Origin of the sequence: Pseudoalteromonas atlantica (assembly GCF_043641955.1) — a bacterium.
In the GTDB taxonomy this organism is placed as follows: domain Bacteria; phylum Pseudomonadota; class Gammaproteobacteria; order Enterobacterales; family Alteromonadaceae; genus Pseudoalteromonas; species Pseudoalteromonas atlantica_A.
This window is the reverse complement of sequence record NZ_JBHZRV010000006.1, coordinates 191,740-210,235: the sequence shown is the minus strand read 5'-3', so window position 1 is coordinate 210,235 and position 18,496 is coordinate 191,740. Positions and strand designations below refer to the sequence as shown.

Genomic DNA, 18,496 nt, shown 5'->3' with positions numbered 1-18,496 from the left:
CAATATTAGCGATAACGGTACTTGGAATATTGGTGCCATAAACAGTGAATGTTGTGGCTTTATCGACGATGGCTGAAGTTGGTGTGAAGCTGGTTAAGTTAGCTTGAACCATATGAGGAATGGAAGAAAAAAAAGTAAAACTAACTATTTTCAATAAATATTTCACTAGGGATAGTCCATAATCTTAAAGTGTTGATTACAATGGTTGCACATATTTTTACATTTGTTAACTTTTTTGAGGGGTTATATGGTTTTATTTTTATAATAGAGGTGTTTGAATAATAGTTAGATTGTGTAGCCTATATTACCCATGTCCTATAAAACAAATTCATCCTTAGGGTTCAGAAATTTGCCTAGGCTCATATACAACAAAAGCAACACTTTTAGTAAACTGTTTTAGATCAGACAGTAATGAAATACCCTATAGTTTGTTAGTGAGGCGTATTTTCATAACATCAGTTCTTGTGTTTTGTAGTGTGTTTAAAAAGTTAAGCGTAATAATTTATTTTACTTCGTCATAAAATGGAGTGCCTGAGTCTTCCTTTGCTCTTTTTAGTTGTTTAGTGCTGAATAGGCATAATATAAGTTTGCGAAACAAGGCTAAAAACATACGTGTATCTTGGCATGTATTTGCTCTAAGAAATAATTTTTAGTATCAACTAAATTAAAAATGGCAGTTAGGAAAATTACAAGATTAATGAACACATAAAATTACATTTGCATCAACATTAAAACATCTATTTATATGAGACTTTGATTGCTTATATATGGGATTAAATTAAGTAAGTATATTGAACAATATAAAAAGAAAACCCAGCCGAAGCTGGGTTTTTATAAGCGAGGTGCTTAGGGGAATGATTACATCATGCCGCCCATGCCACCCATTCCGCCCATGCCACCCATATCAGGGGCACCAGCTGGCTCATCTTTTGGGATTTCAGCAACCATGGCTTCAGTGGTGATCATAAGACCCGCAATCGAACCTGCAAATTGTAGTGCAGAGCGCGTTACTTTAGTTGGATCTAGGATACCCATTTCAATCATGTCGTTGTATTCGCCAGATGCTGCGTTGTAACCGTAGTTACCTTCGCCGCCTTTAACTGCGTTAATTACTACAGACGCTTCGTCACCTGCGTTAGTTACGATTTGACGAAGTGGTGCTTCCATAGCACGAAGTGCTACTTTGATACCGTGGCTTTGGTCTTCGTTGTCGCCTACTAGTGCAGCTAGTTTGCTAGCAGCACGTACTAGTGCAACACCACCACCAGGCACTACGCCTTCTTCTACCGCTGCGCGAGTTGCGTGTAGTGCATCTTCTACGCGGTCTTTTTTCTCTTTCATTTCGATTTCAGTTGCTGCGCCAACTTTGATTACTGCAACACCGCCGGCAAGTTTTGCCATACGCTCTTGTAGTTTCTCTTTGTCGTAGTCAGACGTTGCTTCTTCGATTTGTGCTTTGATTTGTGAAACACGACCGTTGATGCCATCTTCTTCGCCAGCACCGTCGATGATAGTTGTATCATCTTTAGTGATTACTACGCGTTTAGCTGTACCTAAGTCTTCGATTGTTGCTTTTTCAAGCTCAAGACCGATTTCTTCAGAGATAACAGTACCGCCAGTTAATACTGCGATATCTTGTAGCATTGCTTTACGACGGTCGCCAAAACCAGGTGCTTTAACAGCTGATACTTTAACGATACCGCGCATGTTGTTGACTACCAGTGTTGCCAGTGCTTCACCTTCAAGGTCTTCAGCAATGATAAGTAGTGGCTTGCTTGCTTTAGCAACTGCTTCTAATGTAGGAAGTAGCTCACGGATGTTCGATACTTTTTTGTCTACAAGTAGAATGAATGGGTTATCTAGTTCAACCGCGCCTTTTTCTGCGTTGTTGATGAAATACGGCGATAAGTAACCACGGTCAAACTGCATGCCTTCTACAACATCAAGTTCGTTCTCAAGTGATTGACCTTCTTCAACAGTGATAACACCTGTATTACGGCCTACTTTTTCCATCGCTTCTGCGATGATGTCGCCAATCTCTTTATCAGAGTTAGCTGAAATAGTACCTACTTGAGCAATTGCTTTAGTGTCAGCACATGGTACTGAAAGTTCTTTAAGCTCTGCAACAGCAGCGATGATTGCTTTATCAATACCGCGCTTAAGGTCCATTGGATTCATGCCTGCAGCAACTGCTTTTAGGCCTTCATTTACAATAGATTGTGCTAAAACAGTAGCGGTAGTTGTACCGTCACCGGCTGCATCATTTGCTTTAGATGCAACTTCTTTCACCATTTGTGCGCCCATGTTTTCAAACTTGTCTTCAAGTTCGATCTCTTTTGCCACTGATACACCATCTTTAGTGATCACTGGAGCGCCAAATGATTTGTCTAATACAACGTTACGACCTTTAGGGCCTAAAGTTACACGAACTGCGTTTGCTAAGATGTTTACGCCAGCTAGCATTTTACCGCGTGCGTCACCTGCAAAAAGTACTTCTTTTGCTGCCATGATTTTTTCCTCTAAATTCTTAAATGTTTGTTAAACGAAAAGTAGGTTTAGCCTACAATGCCTAAAATGTTGTCTTCACGCATGATCAGGTACTCTTGACCTTCGATCTTTTCAGCTTTTTCAACATATGAGCCGAATAACACAGTGTCACCGACTTTAACTTCTAATGCTCTCACATCACCGTTATCTAGAGTACGGCCATTACCAACAGCGACAACTTCTCCGCGCGTTGATTTCTCAGCAGCAGAGCCAGTTAATACAATACCGCCAGCAGACTTGGTTTCTTCTTCTAGACGCTTAACGATCACGCGATCATGTAAAGGACGAATGTTCATTTGTTTAGTTCTCCTAACAGTTTCTGAACAGGACAGAAAAAAGTTTTGTGTGTACTCGTGCAGCTAAGTCAGTTGTATTTAACTGCATCGATTTAGTTGTACTCAGTAATGGGGGTAATGCGGAAAAATCCAAGAGAAAAAAATAAAAATTTTAATCTTTTCTCTCGTATTCACCATCAATCGTAGTTGGTTCGCTCATTTTACGCGGTTCAGGCTCTTGTTGGGTCTGCTGCGTAAACGGTGAAGGACCTTGCTGCATACCTGCACTCATACGAACAGTTGCTTGGCTAGCAAGTCCTGCGGCTAGCTTATTGCGAATCGCTGGAGTGAGTAGTAAAAAGCCGAATATATCGGTCATAATGCCAGGGGTTAGTAATAAAACACCTGCGATAATTACACATAATCCGGTAAATAATTCTTTGGCGGGCATCTGACCTTGGGCCATTTGCGTTTGCACATTTTGCAGTGCGCCCATGCCTTGTTGTCTAACTAGTTTTGCACCGCAGATAGCAGTTAAAATCACTAGTGCAATAGTGGCAAAACCACCAATTACATCGGCTACTTGAATGAGTAACGCGATCTCAATAATTGGTACGAGAATAAATAACAAAAATAAAAATCTAAACATAAAGCTCTCTAAAGTGTGCTCACGTAACATCGTGATGAAATATAAATATGGGTTATCAGGTCTTTTTTCAATAGTAAACGTATAGCGTTAGTACATCGCTACACTTTGCTCTAGCTATCAGCTACTATGAGTTGGGCACAATTAACAATTAAAGGTTCAATATGATGACAACTCATTTTCGACTAGTTTTTACCACGTGTGAAAACGCTACCGAGGCGCGTGCTATGGCTGAGCAGTTGGTAAGCTTAAAATTAGCCGCGTGCGTTAGCATTTTACCTAATGTTGAGTCAGTTTACATGTGGGAAGGTGAAGTAACGCAAGCTACAGAATGTAAGCTGCTGATAAAAACTAAGTCTGAAAAAATGAATCAAGTTATCCAAACTATAAAGCAGTTACATAGTTATGAGATTCCTGAAATTCAGGTGGTTGATGTATCAACGGGCAATTTAGCCTATTTTAATTGGATGGATGAGGTACTTAATTAATGCGGTTTTTTTTTGTTTTGTTATGTGCGCTGTGGTTACTACCCGCACACGCAACCAATAATGTTTTAAGTGATTTATTAAAGCCTGCAGAGCACACTTTTTTACCTGTTGACCAAGCTTTTTCTTTTGATTTTGATCAGCAAGGTACGACCTTATTTATTGGTTGGGACATCGCACCCGGTTATTATCTTTATAAAAAAAAGCTCGAAATAATTGCTAAAGACGCTGAAATTAAACTTCCTGAACTAGGTGATGGAGTGGTCATTGAGGACGAGTTTTTTGGTAAAACCGAAGTCTTCTTTGATTCATTCAGTGTAGTAAGTAAGCTAGCAAACGTAAAAAAAGACGCCGTTGTTAAAATTCGTTATCAAGGTTGTGCTGAAGCCGGGCTTTGCTACCCACCAGAGATCATTACTGTTCCATTGAGCATGATTGCTGGTGAAAGCACGGCCCAGAATGTGAATGATAATGCAGTTTCTAATGCGTTTACTGCGTTAGATAGTGAGTCAACAACGACCAACAAAAGTACTGATACACAACAAGCTGAGTCAGATAAAGAGCTAAACTTTACTGAAAAACTGGCATCACAAGGCTTGCTAACTAATTTAGCTATTTTCTTTTTAGTAGGAATTGGCTTGGCATTTACGCCTTGTGTATTTCCTATGTTTCCTATCTTGTCGAGTTTGATTGCTGGACAACAAAATCTCTCTACAAAAAAAGCGTTTGCTCTGTCGTTTGTGTACATTCAGGGCATGGCAGTAACCTATGCGGCGCTTGGTCTTGTGGTTGCTGCGTTAGGTGGCCAAGTGCAAGGTTATTTACAGCATCCCTATGTGTTAATTAGCTTTAGCTTATTATTTGTATTACTTGCTATGTCGATGTTTGGTTGGTACGAGATTAAGCTACCAAGCTCCATGATGAATAAGCTAACGCAGGTAAGTAATAATCAAAAAGGCGGCAATTATATTGGCGTATTTTTAATGGGGGTTTTGTCGGGTCTAATAGCTTCACCTTGTACCACCGCACCATTATCAGCAGCACTGTTATTTGTTGCGCAAAGCGGTGATTATTTAGTCGGCGGTTTAACGCTTTATGTTTTAAGCCTTGGTATGGGCATACCATTATTGCTGTTAGGTACCTCAGGCGGTAAGTTACTGCCTAAAGCGGGTGGTTGGATGGAGCAAGTTAAAACCTTATTTGGTTTCATTATGTTGGTTGTGCCATTAATACTGCTCGAACGTATTGTTGATTTTGACATCATATTATTAATGGCTGGCTTACTCGCATTAGCGACAGCGCTTTATTTACATTATTGGCAGAGCGGCCAAAGCCAAGGTAAGCTCAAAACAGTACTATGGTTTGCTGCAACGATATTGGTGATTACCGGTGCGAGTTTGACTAAAAACTACATTTGGCCAGCACCAACTATTACCGCCTCCACTGAGCAACAATCACAAAAGCGTGAATTTAAATTGGTTGCTGATTTAGCTGAACTCAAGCAAGCAATTAGTGATGCCAATGATGAAGGTCGTTTGGTGATGGTAGATCTGTATGCTGAGTGGTGTGTTGCTTGTAAAGAGTTTGAAAAATACACCTTCCCTGAACAAAATGTGCAAGCCGAGTTTGCTCATTTTGAGTTATTAAAGATTGATCTCACTGAAAGCGATGAAACCACCATTGAAGTGATGGAAGAATATACGGTATTTGGTTTACCAAGTATCTTGTTCTTTAATACGCAAGGTGAAGAGCTTGCAGCGCAACGTGTGACAGGCTTTTTAGACGCAGACGACTTTACTGAACAGCTTATAAATGTTCGTGAGTATGCTAAATAACTACTTTTTGTACAATTTAATACAACGCCACTCTCTGTAGTGGCGTTTTTGTTTCTTGGGTATACCTAGTCATTAGACCAGTATTTTGCTGCTATTTACATCGAACTGGCTATAATAGGTGGTTAACGTGAGAAATACTTGTTATTTTATGTTTAACCCCAAGCTAATTAGTGGGTTTTATAGTAAAAATGGCTTAACTCATTATTTATAGGATTATCGCGTATTATGGCTGCAAAATTTAAGATTTTTGTTCTAAATGGCCCTAACTTAAATATGCTTGGTAAGCGTGAACCAGAGAAATATGGTTCACAAACACTGGCTGAGATTATGAGCGAACTAACAACCGTTGCCCATGGTCTAGATGTTGAGTTAACGCATTTTCAAAGTAATAGTGAGCAAGCTTTAATTGAGCATATACATAGTGCTTGGCAAGTTATTGATTGCATTATTATCAATCCAGCAGCATTTACGCATACAAGCGTAGCTTTACGTGATGCATTGCTGAGTGTTGATATCCCGTTTTATGAAGTGCATTTAACCAATGTGCATGCGCGGGAAGCGTTTCGTCATCATTCGTATTTTTCGGATGTAGCACAAGGCGTGGTATGTGGATTAGGTGCAATGGGTTATCGCGCAGCATTAGAAGTTGCTGTAGGCCGGTTGCAAAACGCAAATTAATTTTAAACACACAAACTAGAAGGCGGGTCGTTCATGGATATTCGCAAGATCAAAAAACTAATTGAACTAGTAGAAGAGTCAGGTATTGCTGAATTAGAAATCACCGAAGGTGAAGAATCAGTACGTATTAACCGTAATAACATGAGCGCAGGTCCTGCTTACGCTCCACAATATGCTCCTCAGTACGCACCAGCTCCAGCAGCGGCACCAGCACCTGCGGCTCCAGCAGCATCAACTGAAGCAGCAGCGCCAGCAGCAGCAACCGGTCATCAAGTATTATCACCAATGGTTGGTTCTTTTTATGCAGCAGCATCACCAGAAGCGCCTGCATATGTTGAAGTGGGTTCTAAAGTTAATGTGGGTGACACACTTTGTATCATCGAAGCAATGAAAATGATGAACCAAATTGAGTCAGACAAAGCCGGTACAGTAAAAGCTATTTTAGTTGAAAATAGTGAGCCAGTAGAATTTGATCAACCTTTATTCATCATTGAATAATAGCGCAACCTTAGAGGCCAACTCTCATGTTAGATAAAGTAGTCATTGCAAATCGAGGTGAAATCGCACTTCGTATATTGCGCGCCTGCAAAGAGCTTGGGATCAAAACTGTTGCTGTGCATTCAACGGCGGATCGCGATCTTAAGCACGTATTGTTAGCAGATGAAACCATCTGTATCGGTAGACCTTCAGCAACTGAAAGTTACTTAGACATTCCGCGTATTATTGCGGCAGCTGAAGTAACTGATGCGGTTGCTATTCACCCAGGTTACGGTTTCCTTGCTGAAAACGCGGATTTTGCTGACCAAGTTGAGCAAAGCGGTTTTGTATTTATTGGTCCTAAGGGCGATACCATTCGCTTGATGGGCGATAAAGTATCGGCAATCAGTGCGATGCGTAAAGCGGGTGTGCCGTGTGTTCCAGGTTCTGACGGTCCAGTATCAGACGATAAAGAACGCAACATGCAAATTGCTAAGCGTATCGGCTACCCGGTAATCATCAAAGCTGCTGGCGGCGGTGGTGGTCGTGGTATGCGTGTTGTACGTAGCGAAGCTGAACTTATTGATTCAATTGCGCTGACGCAACAAGAAGCAAAGCAGTTCTTCGGTAATAGCATGGTTTACATGGAAAAGTTCCTTGAAAATCCACGTCACATCGAAATTCAAGTACTTGCGGATGGCCAAGGCAATGCGGTTCACTTAGGTGAGCGTGATTGTTCAATGCAGCGTCGCCACCAAAAAGTAGTTGAAGAAGCGCCAGCGCCAGGTATCACAGCTGAAGTACGCAAGTTCATTGGTGAACGTTGTACCCGTGCATGTATCGAGATTGGTTATCGTGGTGCCGGTACGTTTGAGTTCTTATATGAAAACGGCGAGTTCTACTTCATTGAAATGAATACCCGTATTCAGGTTGAGCACCCTGTAACTGAAATGGTTACTGGTGTTGACTTAATAAAAGAGCAGTTAAAAATTGCTGCTGGTCAGCCGTTGTCATTTACACAAGATGATGTGGTTATTCGTGGTCACGCTATTGAATGTCGTATCAATGCAGAAGATCCTGAAACGTTTATTCCTTCGCCGGGTAAAATCACCCGTTTCCACCCTGCAGGTGGTTTAGGTATTCGTTGGGATAGCCATATTTATGCTGACTATAAAGTACCACCACACTATGACTCAATGATTGGCAAGCTCATTACTTACGGTGAAAACCGTGATGTGGCGATTGCCCGTGCACGTAATGCATTAAATGAGTTAGTGATTGACGGTATTAAAACCAATACGCCTTTACACAAACGTATTCTAGCCGATGAAAACTTCCAAAACGGTGGTACTAACATCCACTATCTTGAGAAAAAATTAGGCTTATAAACGTGTTATAACTGTTTATATGTAAAAAACCGGCAACTTTTGAAGTGACCCCCAATAGTTGGAGATTCCAATTACTGGGGGTTTTTTGTGTTTGAAATGCAATAAGAGCGGCGTGCTCGCCATACAAAAATAATCTGGTATGATTAAGTGTGATGTTTTTATATTTTTCATGAGGTAGTAATGGCCCAAAGTGTTGGTTTTCAACTTGCTGATGAAGCAGCAACGGTCGCAATGGGTAATAAGCTTGCAAGTTTAACTGGGCAAGGCGTGGTTATTTATTTACATGGTGATTTAGGTGCCGGAAAAACCACATTAACACGGGGTATAGTGCAAGGGTTTGGTCATCAAGGTAAGGTTAAGAGTCCGACCTATACATTAGTTGAACCTTATGAGTTAGCAGCAGCTAATGTTTATCATTTTGATTTATATCGTCTAGGTGACCCTGAAGAGCTAGAATATATGGGTATCCGCGATTACTTTTCAGATGATGCTATTTGTGTTGTTGAATGGCCCGAAAAAGGCGGGGAGTTTATACCTGTTCCTGACTTAGATATTACTATGCGCTATGTTGGTGAGGCCCGTGAAATTGAAATTTGCAGCGTGAGTCAGCGCGGTAAAGCAGTAGTAGAGCAATTAATTCGAGATTAAAAATAATAATTAAAGGTGTAATGGATCAGATGAGTCGAGTAGTCATTAAGTGGGTGTGTGCTTGTTTGTTATTTGCAATAAGCCAGGGGGTTATTGCACAAAACACTATTAATAGTGTGCGTGTGTGGCCGTCTCCTGATAGCACTCGTGTTGTTTTTGATTTAACTGACAAACCAGACTTTAGCTACTTTATGCTGAAGAATCCGTTACGCCTCGTGGTTGATTTAGAACATACTAATAAAATTAAAGACCTGCCTAGCATCCCTAAAAAACATCAAATTGTTAGTAAATTGCGTTATTCCAAAGCTAAAAATAGTAAAGGTGTGCGTTTTGTTTTTGAACTAACGGGCGCAGTTAAACCTGTATTATTTGCTTTGGCTCCAACGGGGCCATATAAAAACCGTTTAGTGGTCGACCTTTACGATAAAGAACAAGCAAAACCAGTAGCGCAAAGTAGTAATACCGCAGTGAAAAAACGTGAGTTAAGTAAACAACGCGACATTGTGATTGCTATTGATGCAGGCCATGGTGGCGAAGATCCAGGCTCTATAGGGCCATCAGGGACCTATGAGAAAACGATTACATTGCAAATAGCAAAACGTTTAGAGCGGATGATTGATGCCGAAAAAGGTATGATTTCTAGAATGGTTCGCCGAGGTGATTACTTTGTTAATTTAAACACCCGAACTAGTCGTGCACGAGAGAAAAAAGCAGACTTTTTTGTATCAATCCATGCCGATGCGTTTACTAGTCCTCAGCCAAGTGGTGCGTCTGTGTGGGTGTTATCATTGCGCCGTGCCAACTCTGAAATTGGTAAATGGCTTGAGGATAAAGAAAAACATTCTGAACTTCTTGGTGGTGCAGCTGGCGTAATAAAAAATACTGCCAGCGAGAAATACTTAGCGCAAGCGTTACTTGATATGTCAATGGATCACTCTATGAAAACGGGCTTTAGCGTTGCTGAAGAAGTGATGGATGAACTAAAAAAAGTAGCTAAAATGCACAAAAAGCGCCCGCAAGCGGCAAGCTTTGGGGTATTAAAGTCACCAGATATCCCGTCAATTTTGGTTGAAACTGGGTTTATTTCTAACCCACGCGAAGAGCGTTTATTAAAAACAGCGGACTATCAAGAGCGGCTGGCTAAAGCGATTTTTACTTCATTGAAAAATTATTACCTTAAAAACCCGCCAGATGATTCGTTATTTGCATCATTAAAGTCGCAACACCCGACCACTCATAAAGTGCGCCCTGGAGAGTCATTAAGCTTACTTGCGAGTCGCTATGGGGTGAGTGTGAATAAATTAAAACGCGCTAATAAACTCAAATCAAACACCTTGTTTATCGGCCAAGAGCTTGATATTCCAAAAAGTTAAATCGTTAGGATGAGTATGAGTATTGAGATATTACCTGCGCGATTGGCTAACCAAATTGCAGCAGGTGAGGTGGTTGAGAGGCCAGCGTCAGTTGTTAAAGAGTTGGTAGAAAATAGTTTAGATGCAGGTGCGACGCGTATTCAAATTGATATTGAGCGCGGTGGTCATAAACTTATTCGCATTCGTGACAACGGCTCAGGCATTAATAAAGATGAGCTTACATTGGCGCTGTCTCGCCATGCTACCAGTAAACTAAAATCCCTGGATGATTTAGAGAACATTTGTTCACTGGGCTTTCGTGGTGAAGCCTTAGCATCAATTAGTTCAGTCTCTCGATTGACGCTTAGCTCTAAAACAAAAGAGCAAGAGGCTGCGTGGCAAGCTTGTGCTGAAGGTCGCGATATGGCGGTGCAAGTCAAACCTACTGCTCACCCTGATGGCACCACGATTGAAGTAAAAGATTTATTCTTTAATACGCCAGCGCGGCGTAAGTTTTTACGTACTGAAAAGACTGAGTTTAACCACATTGATGAGTTGATTAAGCGGATAGCCCTAAGCCGCTTTGATGTATCGATTACCTTAACGCATAACGCTAAAGTTGTGCGCCAATATCGCGCCAAAACCGATCCCAACCAAGCAATTACCCGCGTTGCGCAAGTTGCAGGCAAAGCCTTTGCTGAGCAAGGTTTGTATATTGAATCCGGTGATACAGGTTTGCAGTTACACGGTTGGGTATTACCTGTGGGCTCTAGCAATAGCACACAATACACCTATGTAAATAATAGGATGATGCGGGATAAACTTATTTTGCATGCCATTCGCCAAGCATTTGAAGAGGTGGCAGGACAAGAAGAGTTACCCGGCTTTGTGATATATATCGATATTGATCCGCGCCAAGTAGATGTAAACGTGCACCCAGCAAAGCATGAAGTACGCTTTCATCAAGGTCGCTTGGTGCATGACTTTATACTACAAGCTGTAAAACAAGTCGTTGTGCCTTTGCAGGATGATTTTGTCGCGCCACAAATACCACCGCAGGCTCAGCCAACTGAGCGCTTTGCAAGTGCGGCGCCTGTTGAGCAAGCTGATGTGTTCGATTACCCAAAAACGCCTTTGCAACCGAGTCAGCCTGTTAGCTATTCGGGTGGAACATCGCGTGCAAGTGGCTCTGCTGCAAGTGGGCTTTCAGGGCAAAGAGAAAGTAAAGCGTCGCTTCATGATGTGAACGCATTTTACCAAGGGGTAAGTGAACAACATGCCGCACACTTTGACAGTGTAGCCACCTCAACAATACAACAAACACCAGCCTCATCGCCTGCACAGAGTATAAGTACAACCTCATTAATAGTTCAACATGACGGCAGCTGTGTTTTCACTGAGCAGCAGCAACTTTATTGCTCTCATTTTAAATATGCTTTAGCCGATTACTGGCAACAGCAAATTACAGAACAAGCAAGCCTAGAGGGTAAGGCATTACTGCTACCCGTTCGCGTAAACATTAGTGCAGACGATCAAAAAATACTAACCGAGCAGCAGTCATGGTTTAATTTACTAGGTTTTGAGCTCAATATTGAAAAGCAATTTGTAATGGTAAAAAAGTTGCCCCATAGTTTGTATTTATTAGATGTAAGCCAAGCCATTGAAGCTTTGCTGCAGGTAAGCAAACAACAACTCGATAACCTAACAGATTGGCTTAATTGGCAGCAGAGCAACGTGCCTGAGCGTTATTTTGCAAGCCAAGCATTTGCAAGCGAGTTACAACAAATGAAAAATAATCCGCAAACAATTCAACGTTTGCGCGAAAAAGCAGTTAAAATAGACTTACATCACTATTTAACACAGCTAGATTAGGGTTAACGCGTTGAGTAATTTACCGGTCATATTTTTAATGGGTCCAACAGCCGCAGGCAAAACTGCGCTAGCTATTGAACTTTGTCAGCATTTAAAAACCGAAATAATCAGCGTTGATTCAGCCTTAGTGTATAAAGATATGGACATTGGTACTGCTAAGCCAAACGCGCAAGAGTTAGCGCTAGCACCCCATCATCTAATTGATATGATAGACCCTGCTCAAAGCTATTCTGTGGCAGATTTTCGTCGTGATGCGATTGAAAAAATTGATCATTTTCATCAACAAGGTAAGGTGCCAGTTCTTGTTGGCGGTACAATGATGTATTTTAAAGCACTCATTGATGGTTTATCGCCGCTGCCAGAGGCATGCCCTGTTATTAGGGCTGAGCTCGAAGCACAAGCACAGCAATATGGATGGCCTGCGCTTTATAAGGAGCTGACTACGATAGACCCACAAGCTGCAGAAAAAATGAGTGAAAACGATTCTCAGCGTATTAATCGTGCGTTAGAGGTTTATCGTTTAACAGGTAAAACAATGACTGAGCTGCAAAAACAAAAGCAGCCAAAATTACCTTATACGTTTCATCAATTTGCTATTGCGCCTGATGATCGCGCTGATTTACATGAGCGTATAGAACAAAGGTTTAAAATAATGCTTGATGAGGGGTTTGAAAAAGAAGTTTCGTCCCTATATCAACGTAATGATTTGCACCCAAACTTACCCTCTATTCGTTGTGTAGGGTATAGACAAATGTGGGATTACATTGCTGGCGAGACAGACTATGATGACATGGTGTTTCGCGGTATTGCAGCCACTCGACAACTTGCTAAACGTCAGTTGACTTGGTTGAGAAGCTGGCCAGAGGTAACTTGGTTAACGACCGGTGATGAAGAAAACTTGCAACGTGTTGTAAGTTCGCTAAGCTAGTAGTAGTTGAATATTTTTTAGCTTTGTTAAATGAGTTCAGCCACTTAATTATAATAACACCTAGAACGAAGGATAATAACATGGCAAAAGGCCAATCGTTACAAGACCCATTTTTGAATGCGTTACGTCGTGAGCGTATTCCAGTATCAATCTTTTTGGTAAATGGCATCAAACTACAAGGTAAGATTCAGTCGTTTGACCAATTTGTAATTTTACTTGAAAACACAGTAAACCAAATGGTGTATAAACACGCCATTTCAACAGTAGTCCCTGCTCGCGCAGTAAACTTCCAAGGTGTTCAAGGAAGTGAAGAAGGTGATGAGCAGCCAGAACCTGGAAATTTTTAAATTAGGAGCGTAATGCTTGTTTGACCGTTATAAAGCCGGCGAACAGGCAGTCTTAGTTCATATTGACTTTCCTCAAGAAGGAGATCGTGAAGATCTTCATGAACTGGAAATGTTAGTATCTTCTGCTGGTGTTAGCAGTTTGGCGGTTGTGCAAGGCAGCCGTCAATCACCACATCCGAAACTATTCGTCGGTAGCGGTAAAGCAGAAGAGATTGCTGAGATTGTCAAAATCCACAATGCAGATGTCGTCATATTCAACCATCAACTCAGACCTTCTCAAGAGCGTAATTTAGAGCTTGTTTGTCAATGTCGAGTGCTTGATAGAACGACCTTGATACTTGATATCTTTGCTCAGCGAGCGCGTACCCATGAAGGTAAGCTGCAGGTTGAGTTAGCACAGTTGCGTCATATGTCGACTCGTTTAATACGAGGTTGGACTCACCTTGAGCGCCAAAAAGGCGGTATTGGTCTACGTGGGCCAGGTGAAACACAGCTTGAAACCGATAGACGTTTACTACGCGCTCGGATTCAAAGTATCCGTGCACGCTTAGATAAAGTAGCTGTGCAACGTGAGCAAGGGCGCAGAGCCCGAAACCGTAATGAAATTCCAACAGTCTCTTTGGTTGGTTATACTAATGCGGGTAAATCTACTTTATTCAATCGCATCACCAACTCAGACGTTTATGCAGCGGATCAGCTGTTTGCAACCCTAGACCCAACATTGCGTAAGCTTGAAATAGGCGATGTAGGTTCAGTCATTCTTGCCGATACGGTTGGTTTTATTCGTCATTTACCGCATGATTTAGTCGCTGCGTTTAAAGCGACCCTGACGGAAACCCGTGAAGCTGATTTACAACTACATGTTGTGGATGTGGCTGATGCACGTCGCAAAGAAAATATAGAACAGGTACAATCGGTTTTAAAAGAGATTGAGGCTGACGAAGTGCCGCAATTACTCGTTTATAATAAAATTGATGCACTGGAAGATGTTGCTCCGCGAATTGATCGTGATGACGAAGGCATGCCTATAAGAGTATGGCTGTCTGCACAAAGTGGCTTAGGTTGTGAGCTGCTTTCAGAGGCGATAAGCGAACTGCTTGCGAAGAAAATGTTCGCACATACACTTAAACTTGCGCCGCAATATGGGCGTTTGCGTGCTTCATTGTTTAGTTTAAACGCTGTGCACGAAGAAGATTTTGATGAACACGGGCAGTGGTTGTTGACCACACGTATGCCAATGGTTGAATGGAACAAATTAAAGAAAGAGTTTGGCCCAGAAATCGATTCATTTATTTTATAGAAGTAAAAATTTACTGCTTGCTGTCGTTTTTAGTATGAGAACGGCAGTATATTTGGTAGATTTAACACAATTACCTAAATTATTTAGATAACAATGGAGTATAGCTATGGCCTGGAATGAACCGGGTAATAATGGCAATGATAAAGATCCGTGGAACAAAAAAGGCGGACGTGATCAAGGCCCACCTGATTTAGACGAGGTGTTCCGTAAGTTCAGCAATAAGTTTGGTGGCATTTTTGGCGGTAATAAATCCGGTAAAGATGGCGGCGGGCTTGGTGGAGCAGGTTTATCATTCGTGCTCATTATTGCTGCAATTGTATGGGCATTGAGTGGTATTTACACTGTTAAAGAAGCTGAGCGTGGTATCGTTTTACAATTTGGTCAATACGACCGAATTGCGCAACCTGGTCTTCGTTGGAAAATGACGTTTATTGAAACGGTTATTCCAGTGGATATTGAGGCCGTTCGTTCATTATCAACATCAGGCTTCATGCTAACTGAAGACGAAAACGTGGTGAGCGTTGAGTTTCAAGTTCAGTATCGTGTTATTGACCCTTACCTTTACAAGTTCAGTGTCACAAATGCTGACTCTAGTTTAGAAGAGGCACTAGAAAGCGCGCTTCGTTATGTTGTTGGTCATTCTAAAATGGACCAAGTTTTAACAAACGGCCGTGAAATTGTGCGTCAACAAACATGGGATGAGCTTGACCAAATCATCGAACCGTACAACTTAGGCTTAGTCGTAACAGATGTGAACTTTAAAGATTCACGCCCACCGGCTGAAGTAAAAGACGCCTTCGATGATGCTATTGCTGCACAAGAAGATGAACAACGCTTTATTCGTGAAGCTGAAGCCTATGCTCGTGAGATTGAACCGCGTGCACGTGGTCAAGTTACACGTATGACACAAGAAGCTGAAGGTTATGGCGAACGTATCATTTTAGAAGCACAAGGTGAGGTTGCTCGTTTTGAGAAACTATTACCAGAGTACCAAGCAGCTAAAAGAGTAACACGTGAACGTTTATACATTGATACTATGCAAGAAGTGCTAGGCAATAGCTCTAAGGTGCTAGTCGATGTGAAAGGCGGTAATAACATGATGTATTTACCACTTGACAAAATCATGGAAAAACAAGGCACGGGTACTCGCGTAGCGTTACCAAGTTCTAGTGATATTAACGACTTACGTAACAAAATAAATACATCACGCAATAGCACTGTGAACTCAGGTTCAGATCGCTTTAGCGCAGATCGCTTTAACGACGGGAGATAAGCGTAATGAAAAACTTTAGTTTAGTTCTATTATTAGCTGCCGTTGTATTGTCTTTTTCATCGGTATTTGTAGTACCAGAAGGGCAAAAAGCAATTGTGATGCTATTTAGTAAGGTACAAAAAGACAGTGACGACAAAGCCATTGTCTACAGCCCTGGCTTACAGTTCAAGGTACCTTTTTTCAGCCAAGTACGTCGTATTGATGCGCGTATTCAGACGCTAGATGGTGCACCTGACCGTTTTGTAACTAGCGAGAAAAAAGACTTAATCGTTGATTCGTTCGTTAAATGGCGTGTAAATGACTTTAGTGCATTTTATCTACGTGCACGTGGTGATAAGCAATATGCTGAAACACTACTAAAGCAAAAAGTAAATAACGGCCTACGTACAAACTTTGGTTCACGTACAATTCGTGAAATTGTATCTGGTGAGCGAAGTGAGTTGATGGCAGAAGCATTAGTTCAAGCGTCTGAAAGTGCCAAAGAGCTGGGTATTGAAGTGCTTGATGTACGTGTTAAGCAAATCAATTTACCACAAGAAGTAAGTAGCTCGATTTTCCAACGTATGCGTGCTGAACGTACTGCTGTGGCAAAAGAGCACCGCTCTGAAGGTCAAGAAAAAGCAGAAACAATTCGTGCAGAAGTTGATCGCCGCGTAACAGTAATGCTTGCTGATGCAGAGCGAAATGCTCGTTCAGTTCGTGGTGCTGGTGATGCACAAGCAGCAGCGATTTACGCAAATGCTTATAACAAAGATGCTGAGTTCTTTAGCTTCGTTCGTTCATTAGAAGCCTATAAGCAAACGTTTAAAGATAAGCAAGATGTGATGGTATTATCACCTGATAGCGACTTCTTTAAATATATGAAGGGCGCTACAGCGCAGTAATCTTTTCCTTCATAATTAGACCAAATCCAAACCCTGTGTATACAGGGTTTTTCTTTTAGTAAAACGAATTTTTATGAATAACTTAATGTTATTCAACCAGTTAATTTTTATTGTAGGTATTGCTTTTGCCTCTCGCAGAAAAAATAACCTAAACGGGGTGATCTTTGCCCTCATTTTCTGGTAAAATCTCGTCCTAATTTTTTCTAAGTGAATTTACAATGGGCAAAAACGTTGTTGTATTAGGCACCCAATGGGGTGACGAAGGTAAGGGTAAGGTAGTTGACCTCCTTACAGACAAAGCATCTTTAGTAGTTCGTTACCAAGGTGGCCACAATGCAGGGCATACTTTAGTAATCGGCGGTGAAAAGACAGTTTTACACCTTATTCCATCGGGTGTATTACGTGACAATGTTAAGTGTGTGATTGGTAATGGTGTTGTAGTTTCACCAGAAGCGCTAATGAAAGAGATTGGCATGCTTGAAGAACGTGGCGTACCAGTACGCGATCGTTTATTGATCAGTGAAGCATGTCCGCTAATTTTGCCTTTCCACATCGCATTAGATGTAGCCCGTGAAAAAGCACGTGGTAATAAAGCTATCGGTACTACTGGTCGTGGTATTGGTCCAGCTTACGAAGATAAAGTAGCCCGTCGTGGTTTACGCATCGGTGATCTATTCAATCCTGAATTGTTCGCAGCAAAACTTAAAGAAGTATTGGAATACCATAACTTCACATTAGTGAACTACTACAAAGTAGAAGCTGTTGACTTCCAAAAGACATTTGACGATGCAATGGCTGTTGCTGACATTCTTAAAGCAATGGTTGTTGATGTTACTGAATTACTTGATCAAACTCGTCTTGCTGGCGAAAATATCTTGTTTGAAGGTGCACAAGGTACATTACTTGATATCGATCACGGTACTTATCCATATGTAACCTCGTCAAACACTACCGCTGGTGGTGTGGCAACAGGTGCAGGTTTTGGTCCATTAAACCTTGATTACGTGTTAGGTATTATCAAAGCATACACAACGCGTGTAGGTTCTGGTCCATTCCCTACAGAGCTTTACGATGGTGTTGATAAGCAAGACGAAATCGGTAAGCACCTAGGTACAGTTGGCCATGAATTTGGTGCAACGACTGGTCGTCTTCGTCGTACAGGTTGGTTAGATGCAGTGGCAATGCGCCGCGCAGTACAAATTAACTCAATCTCAGGTTTCTGCTTAACTAAACTAGACGTACTTGATGGTTTAGAAACGCTAAAAATCTGTACTGGTTATAAGCTTGAAGATGGCACAATTACTAACGTAACGCCACTTGCTGCTGAGGGTTACGAGAAAGTAACACCAGTATACGAAGAAATGCCTGGTTGGTCTGAAAACACAGTCGGCGCGACGTCTGTTGATCAGTTACCTCAAGCAGCGCTTGATTACATCAAACGTATCGAAGAAATCACAGGTGTACCTGTTGATATTATTTCTACCGGCCCAGATCGTGTAGAAACAATGGTATTACGCAGCCCGTTTGCATAAATACTGTTAGTACTAAAAAAGCTGCCTTG

The 18,496-nt window shown here is 41.5% G+C and carries 17 protein-coding genes; 14 read left to right on the top strand and 3 right to left on the bottom strand.

The genetic code is table 11. The features are described 5' to 3' along the window. Window positions 1-858 precede the first annotated feature (858 nt). From groL to ACHUE3_RS13545, 3 genes are all read right to left on the bottom strand, one after another. Window positions 859-2,508, bottom strand: coding sequence for a chaperonin GroEL (groL, locus tag ACHUE3_RS13555; protein WP_394192923.1), 1,650 nt, complete (start codon window positions 2,506-2,508; stop codon window positions 859-861). Window positions 2,509-2,555: 47 nt separating this feature from the next. After that, window positions 2,556-2,843 (bottom strand): co-chaperone GroES, encoded by a 288-nt coding sequence (locus ACHUE3_RS13550; protein WP_016709118.1) that lies wholly within the window; start codon window positions 2,841-2,843, stop codon window positions 2,556-2,558. 151 nt (window positions 2,844-2,994) lie between these two features. Then, window positions 2,995-3,471 (bottom strand): FxsA family protein, encoded by a 477-nt coding sequence (locus tag ACHUE3_RS13545; RefSeq protein ID WP_394192922.1) that lies wholly within the window; start codon window positions 3,469-3,471, stop codon window positions 2,995-2,997. 164 nt (window positions 3,472-3,635) lie between these two features. Here ACHUE3_RS13545 and cutA point away from each other — a divergent pair, with 164 nt between their 5' ends. The 14 genes from cutA (at window position 3,636) to ACHUE3_RS13475 (ending at window position 18,467) form a co-directional block, all read left to right on the top strand. Next, window positions 3,636-3,956, top strand: a complete 321-nt coding sequence (cutA, locus tag ACHUE3_RS13540; RefSeq protein ID WP_099295432.1) for a divalent-cation tolerance protein CutA — start codon at window positions 3,636-3,638, stop codon at window positions 3,954-3,956. Next, the gene (locus ACHUE3_RS13535; RefSeq protein ID WP_394192921.1) at window positions 3,956-5,788 is read left to right on the top strand and encodes a protein-disulfide reductase DsbD; all 1,833 of its coding nucleotides are present in this window, start codon (window positions 3,956-3,958) and stop codon (window positions 5,786-5,788) included. Before cutA ends, ACHUE3_RS13535 begins: the two co-directional genes overlap by 1 nt. 225 nt (window positions 5,789-6,013) lie before the next feature. Beyond that, window positions 6,014-6,466 (top strand): type II 3-dehydroquinate dehydratase, encoded by a 453-nt coding sequence (aroQ, locus tag ACHUE3_RS13530; protein WP_394192920.1) that lies wholly within the window; start codon window positions 6,014-6,016, stop codon window positions 6,464-6,466. Between the two features lie 33 nt (window positions 6,467-6,499). Then, window positions 6,500-6,964: an acetyl-CoA carboxylase biotin carboxyl carrier protein gene (gene accB, locus ACHUE3_RS13525; protein ID WP_394192919.1), complete on the top strand. Its 465-nt coding sequence runs from the start codon at window positions 6,500-6,502 to the stop codon at window positions 6,962-6,964. A gap of 26 nt (window positions 6,965-6,990) precedes the next feature. Further along, window positions 6,991-8,331, top strand: coding sequence for an acetyl-CoA carboxylase biotin carboxylase subunit (gene accC / locus ACHUE3_RS13520; protein WP_058560833.1), 1,341 nt, complete (start codon window positions 6,991-6,993; stop codon window positions 8,329-8,331). Window positions 8,332-8,511: 180 nt separating this feature from the next. Further along, on the top strand, window positions 8,512-8,979 hold the full coding sequence (gene tsaE / locus ACHUE3_RS13515) for a tRNA (adenosine(37)-N6)-threonylcarbamoyltransferase complex ATPase subunit type 1 TsaE (RefSeq protein ID WP_394192918.1): 468 nt from the start codon (window positions 8,512-8,514) through the stop codon (window positions 8,977-8,979). A gap of 29 nt (window positions 8,980-9,008) precedes the next feature. Continuing rightward, window positions 9,009-10,352 (top strand): N-acetylmuramoyl-L-alanine amidase, encoded by a 1,344-nt coding sequence (locus ACHUE3_RS13510; RefSeq protein WP_394192991.1) that lies wholly within the window; start codon window positions 9,009-9,011, stop codon window positions 10,350-10,352. Window positions 10,353-10,367: 15 nt separating this feature from the next. Further along, the gene (gene mutL, locus ACHUE3_RS13505) at window positions 10,368-12,203 is read left to right on the top strand and encodes a DNA mismatch repair endonuclease MutL (RefSeq protein ID WP_394192917.1); all 1,836 of its coding nucleotides are present in this window, start codon (window positions 10,368-10,370) and stop codon (window positions 12,201-12,203) included. A 10-nt stretch (window positions 12,204-12,213) separates the two neighbouring features. Then, the gene (gene miaA, locus ACHUE3_RS13500) at window positions 12,214-13,131 is read left to right on the top strand and encodes a tRNA (adenosine(37)-N6)-dimethylallyltransferase MiaA (RefSeq protein ID WP_394192916.1); all 918 of its coding nucleotides are present in this window, start codon (window positions 12,214-12,216) and stop codon (window positions 13,129-13,131) included. Between the two features lie 80 nt (window positions 13,132-13,211). Next, window positions 13,212-13,478, top strand: a complete 267-nt coding sequence (gene hfq, locus ACHUE3_RS13495; RefSeq protein ID WP_058560837.1) for an RNA chaperone Hfq — start codon at window positions 13,212-13,214, stop codon at window positions 13,476-13,478. Window positions 13,479-13,494: 16 nt separating this feature from the next. After that, window positions 13,495-14,778: a ribosome rescue GTPase HflX gene (hflX, locus tag ACHUE3_RS13490; protein WP_058560838.1), complete on the top strand. Its 1,284-nt coding sequence runs from the start codon at window positions 13,495-13,497 to the stop codon at window positions 14,776-14,778. A 106-nt stretch (window positions 14,779-14,884) separates the two neighbouring features. Continuing rightward, a complete protein-coding gene (gene hflK / locus ACHUE3_RS13485) occupies window positions 14,885-16,051 on the top strand; it encodes an FtsH protease activity modulator HflK (protein WP_394192915.1) in 1,167 nt (388 codons plus the stop codon). A 5-nt stretch (window positions 16,052-16,056) separates the two neighbouring features. After that, entirely contained in the window at window positions 16,057-16,935 is an 879-nt protein-coding gene (hflC, locus tag ACHUE3_RS13480) for a protease modulator HflC (protein ID WP_394192914.1), read from the top strand. A gap of 218 nt (window positions 16,936-17,153) precedes the next feature. Then, the gene (locus ACHUE3_RS13475) at window positions 17,154-18,467 is read left to right on the top strand and encodes an adenylosuccinate synthase (RefSeq protein WP_394192913.1); all 1,314 of its coding nucleotides are present in this window, start codon (window positions 17,154-17,156) and stop codon (window positions 18,465-18,467) included. The last annotated feature ends 29 nt before the right edge of the window (window positions 18,468-18,496 follow it).

Bases quoted from the DNA above. Each gene is read 5' to 3' on its own strand.
- groL (WP_394192923.1), bottom strand. From the start codon at position 2,508: ATGGCAGCAAAAGAAGTACTTTTTGCAGGTGACGCACGCGGTAAAATG.
- ACHUE3_RS13550 (WP_016709118.1), bottom strand. From the start codon at position 2,843: ATGAACATTCGTCCTTTACATGATCGCGTGATCGTTAAGCGTCTAGAA.
- ACHUE3_RS13545 (WP_394192922.1), bottom strand. From the start codon at position 3,471: ATGTTTAGATTTTTATTTTTGTTATTTATTCTCGTACCAATTATTGAG.
- cutA (WP_099295432.1), top strand. From the start codon at position 3,636: ATGACAACTCATTTTCGACTAGTTTTTACCACGTGTGAAAACGCTACC.
- ACHUE3_RS13535 (WP_394192921.1), top strand. From the start codon at position 3,956: ATGCGGTTTTTTTTTGTTTTGTTATGTGCGCTGTGGTTACTACCCGCA.
- aroQ (WP_394192920.1), top strand. From the start codon at position 6,014: ATGGCTGCAAAATTTAAGATTTTTGTTCTAAATGGCCCTAACTTAAAT.
- accB (WP_394192919.1), top strand. From the start codon at position 6,500: ATGGATATTCGCAAGATCAAAAAACTAATTGAACTAGTAGAAGAGTCA.
- accC (WP_058560833.1), top strand. From the start codon at position 6,991: ATGTTAGATAAAGTAGTCATTGCAAATCGAGGTGAAATCGCACTTCGT.
- tsaE (WP_394192918.1), top strand. From the start codon at position 8,512: ATGGCCCAAAGTGTTGGTTTTCAACTTGCTGATGAAGCAGCAACGGTC.
- ACHUE3_RS13510 (WP_394192991.1), top strand. From the start codon at position 9,009: ATGAGTCGAGTAGTCATTAAGTGGGTGTGTGCTTGTTTGTTATTTGCA.
- mutL (WP_394192917.1), top strand. From the start codon at position 10,368: ATGAGTATTGAGATATTACCTGCGCGATTGGCTAACCAAATTGCAGCA.
- hfq (WP_058560837.1), top strand. From the start codon at position 13,212: ATGGCAAAAGGCCAATCGTTACAAGACCCATTTTTGAATGCGTTACGT.
- hflK (WP_394192915.1), top strand. From the start codon at position 14,885: ATGGCCTGGAATGAACCGGGTAATAATGGCAATGATAAAGATCCGTGG.
- hflC (WP_394192914.1), top strand. From the start codon at position 16,057: ATGAAAAACTTTAGTTTAGTTCTATTATTAGCTGCCGTTGTATTGTCT.
- ACHUE3_RS13475 (WP_394192913.1), top strand. From the start codon at position 17,154: ATGGGCAAAAACGTTGTTGTATTAGGCACCCAATGGGGTGACGAAGGT.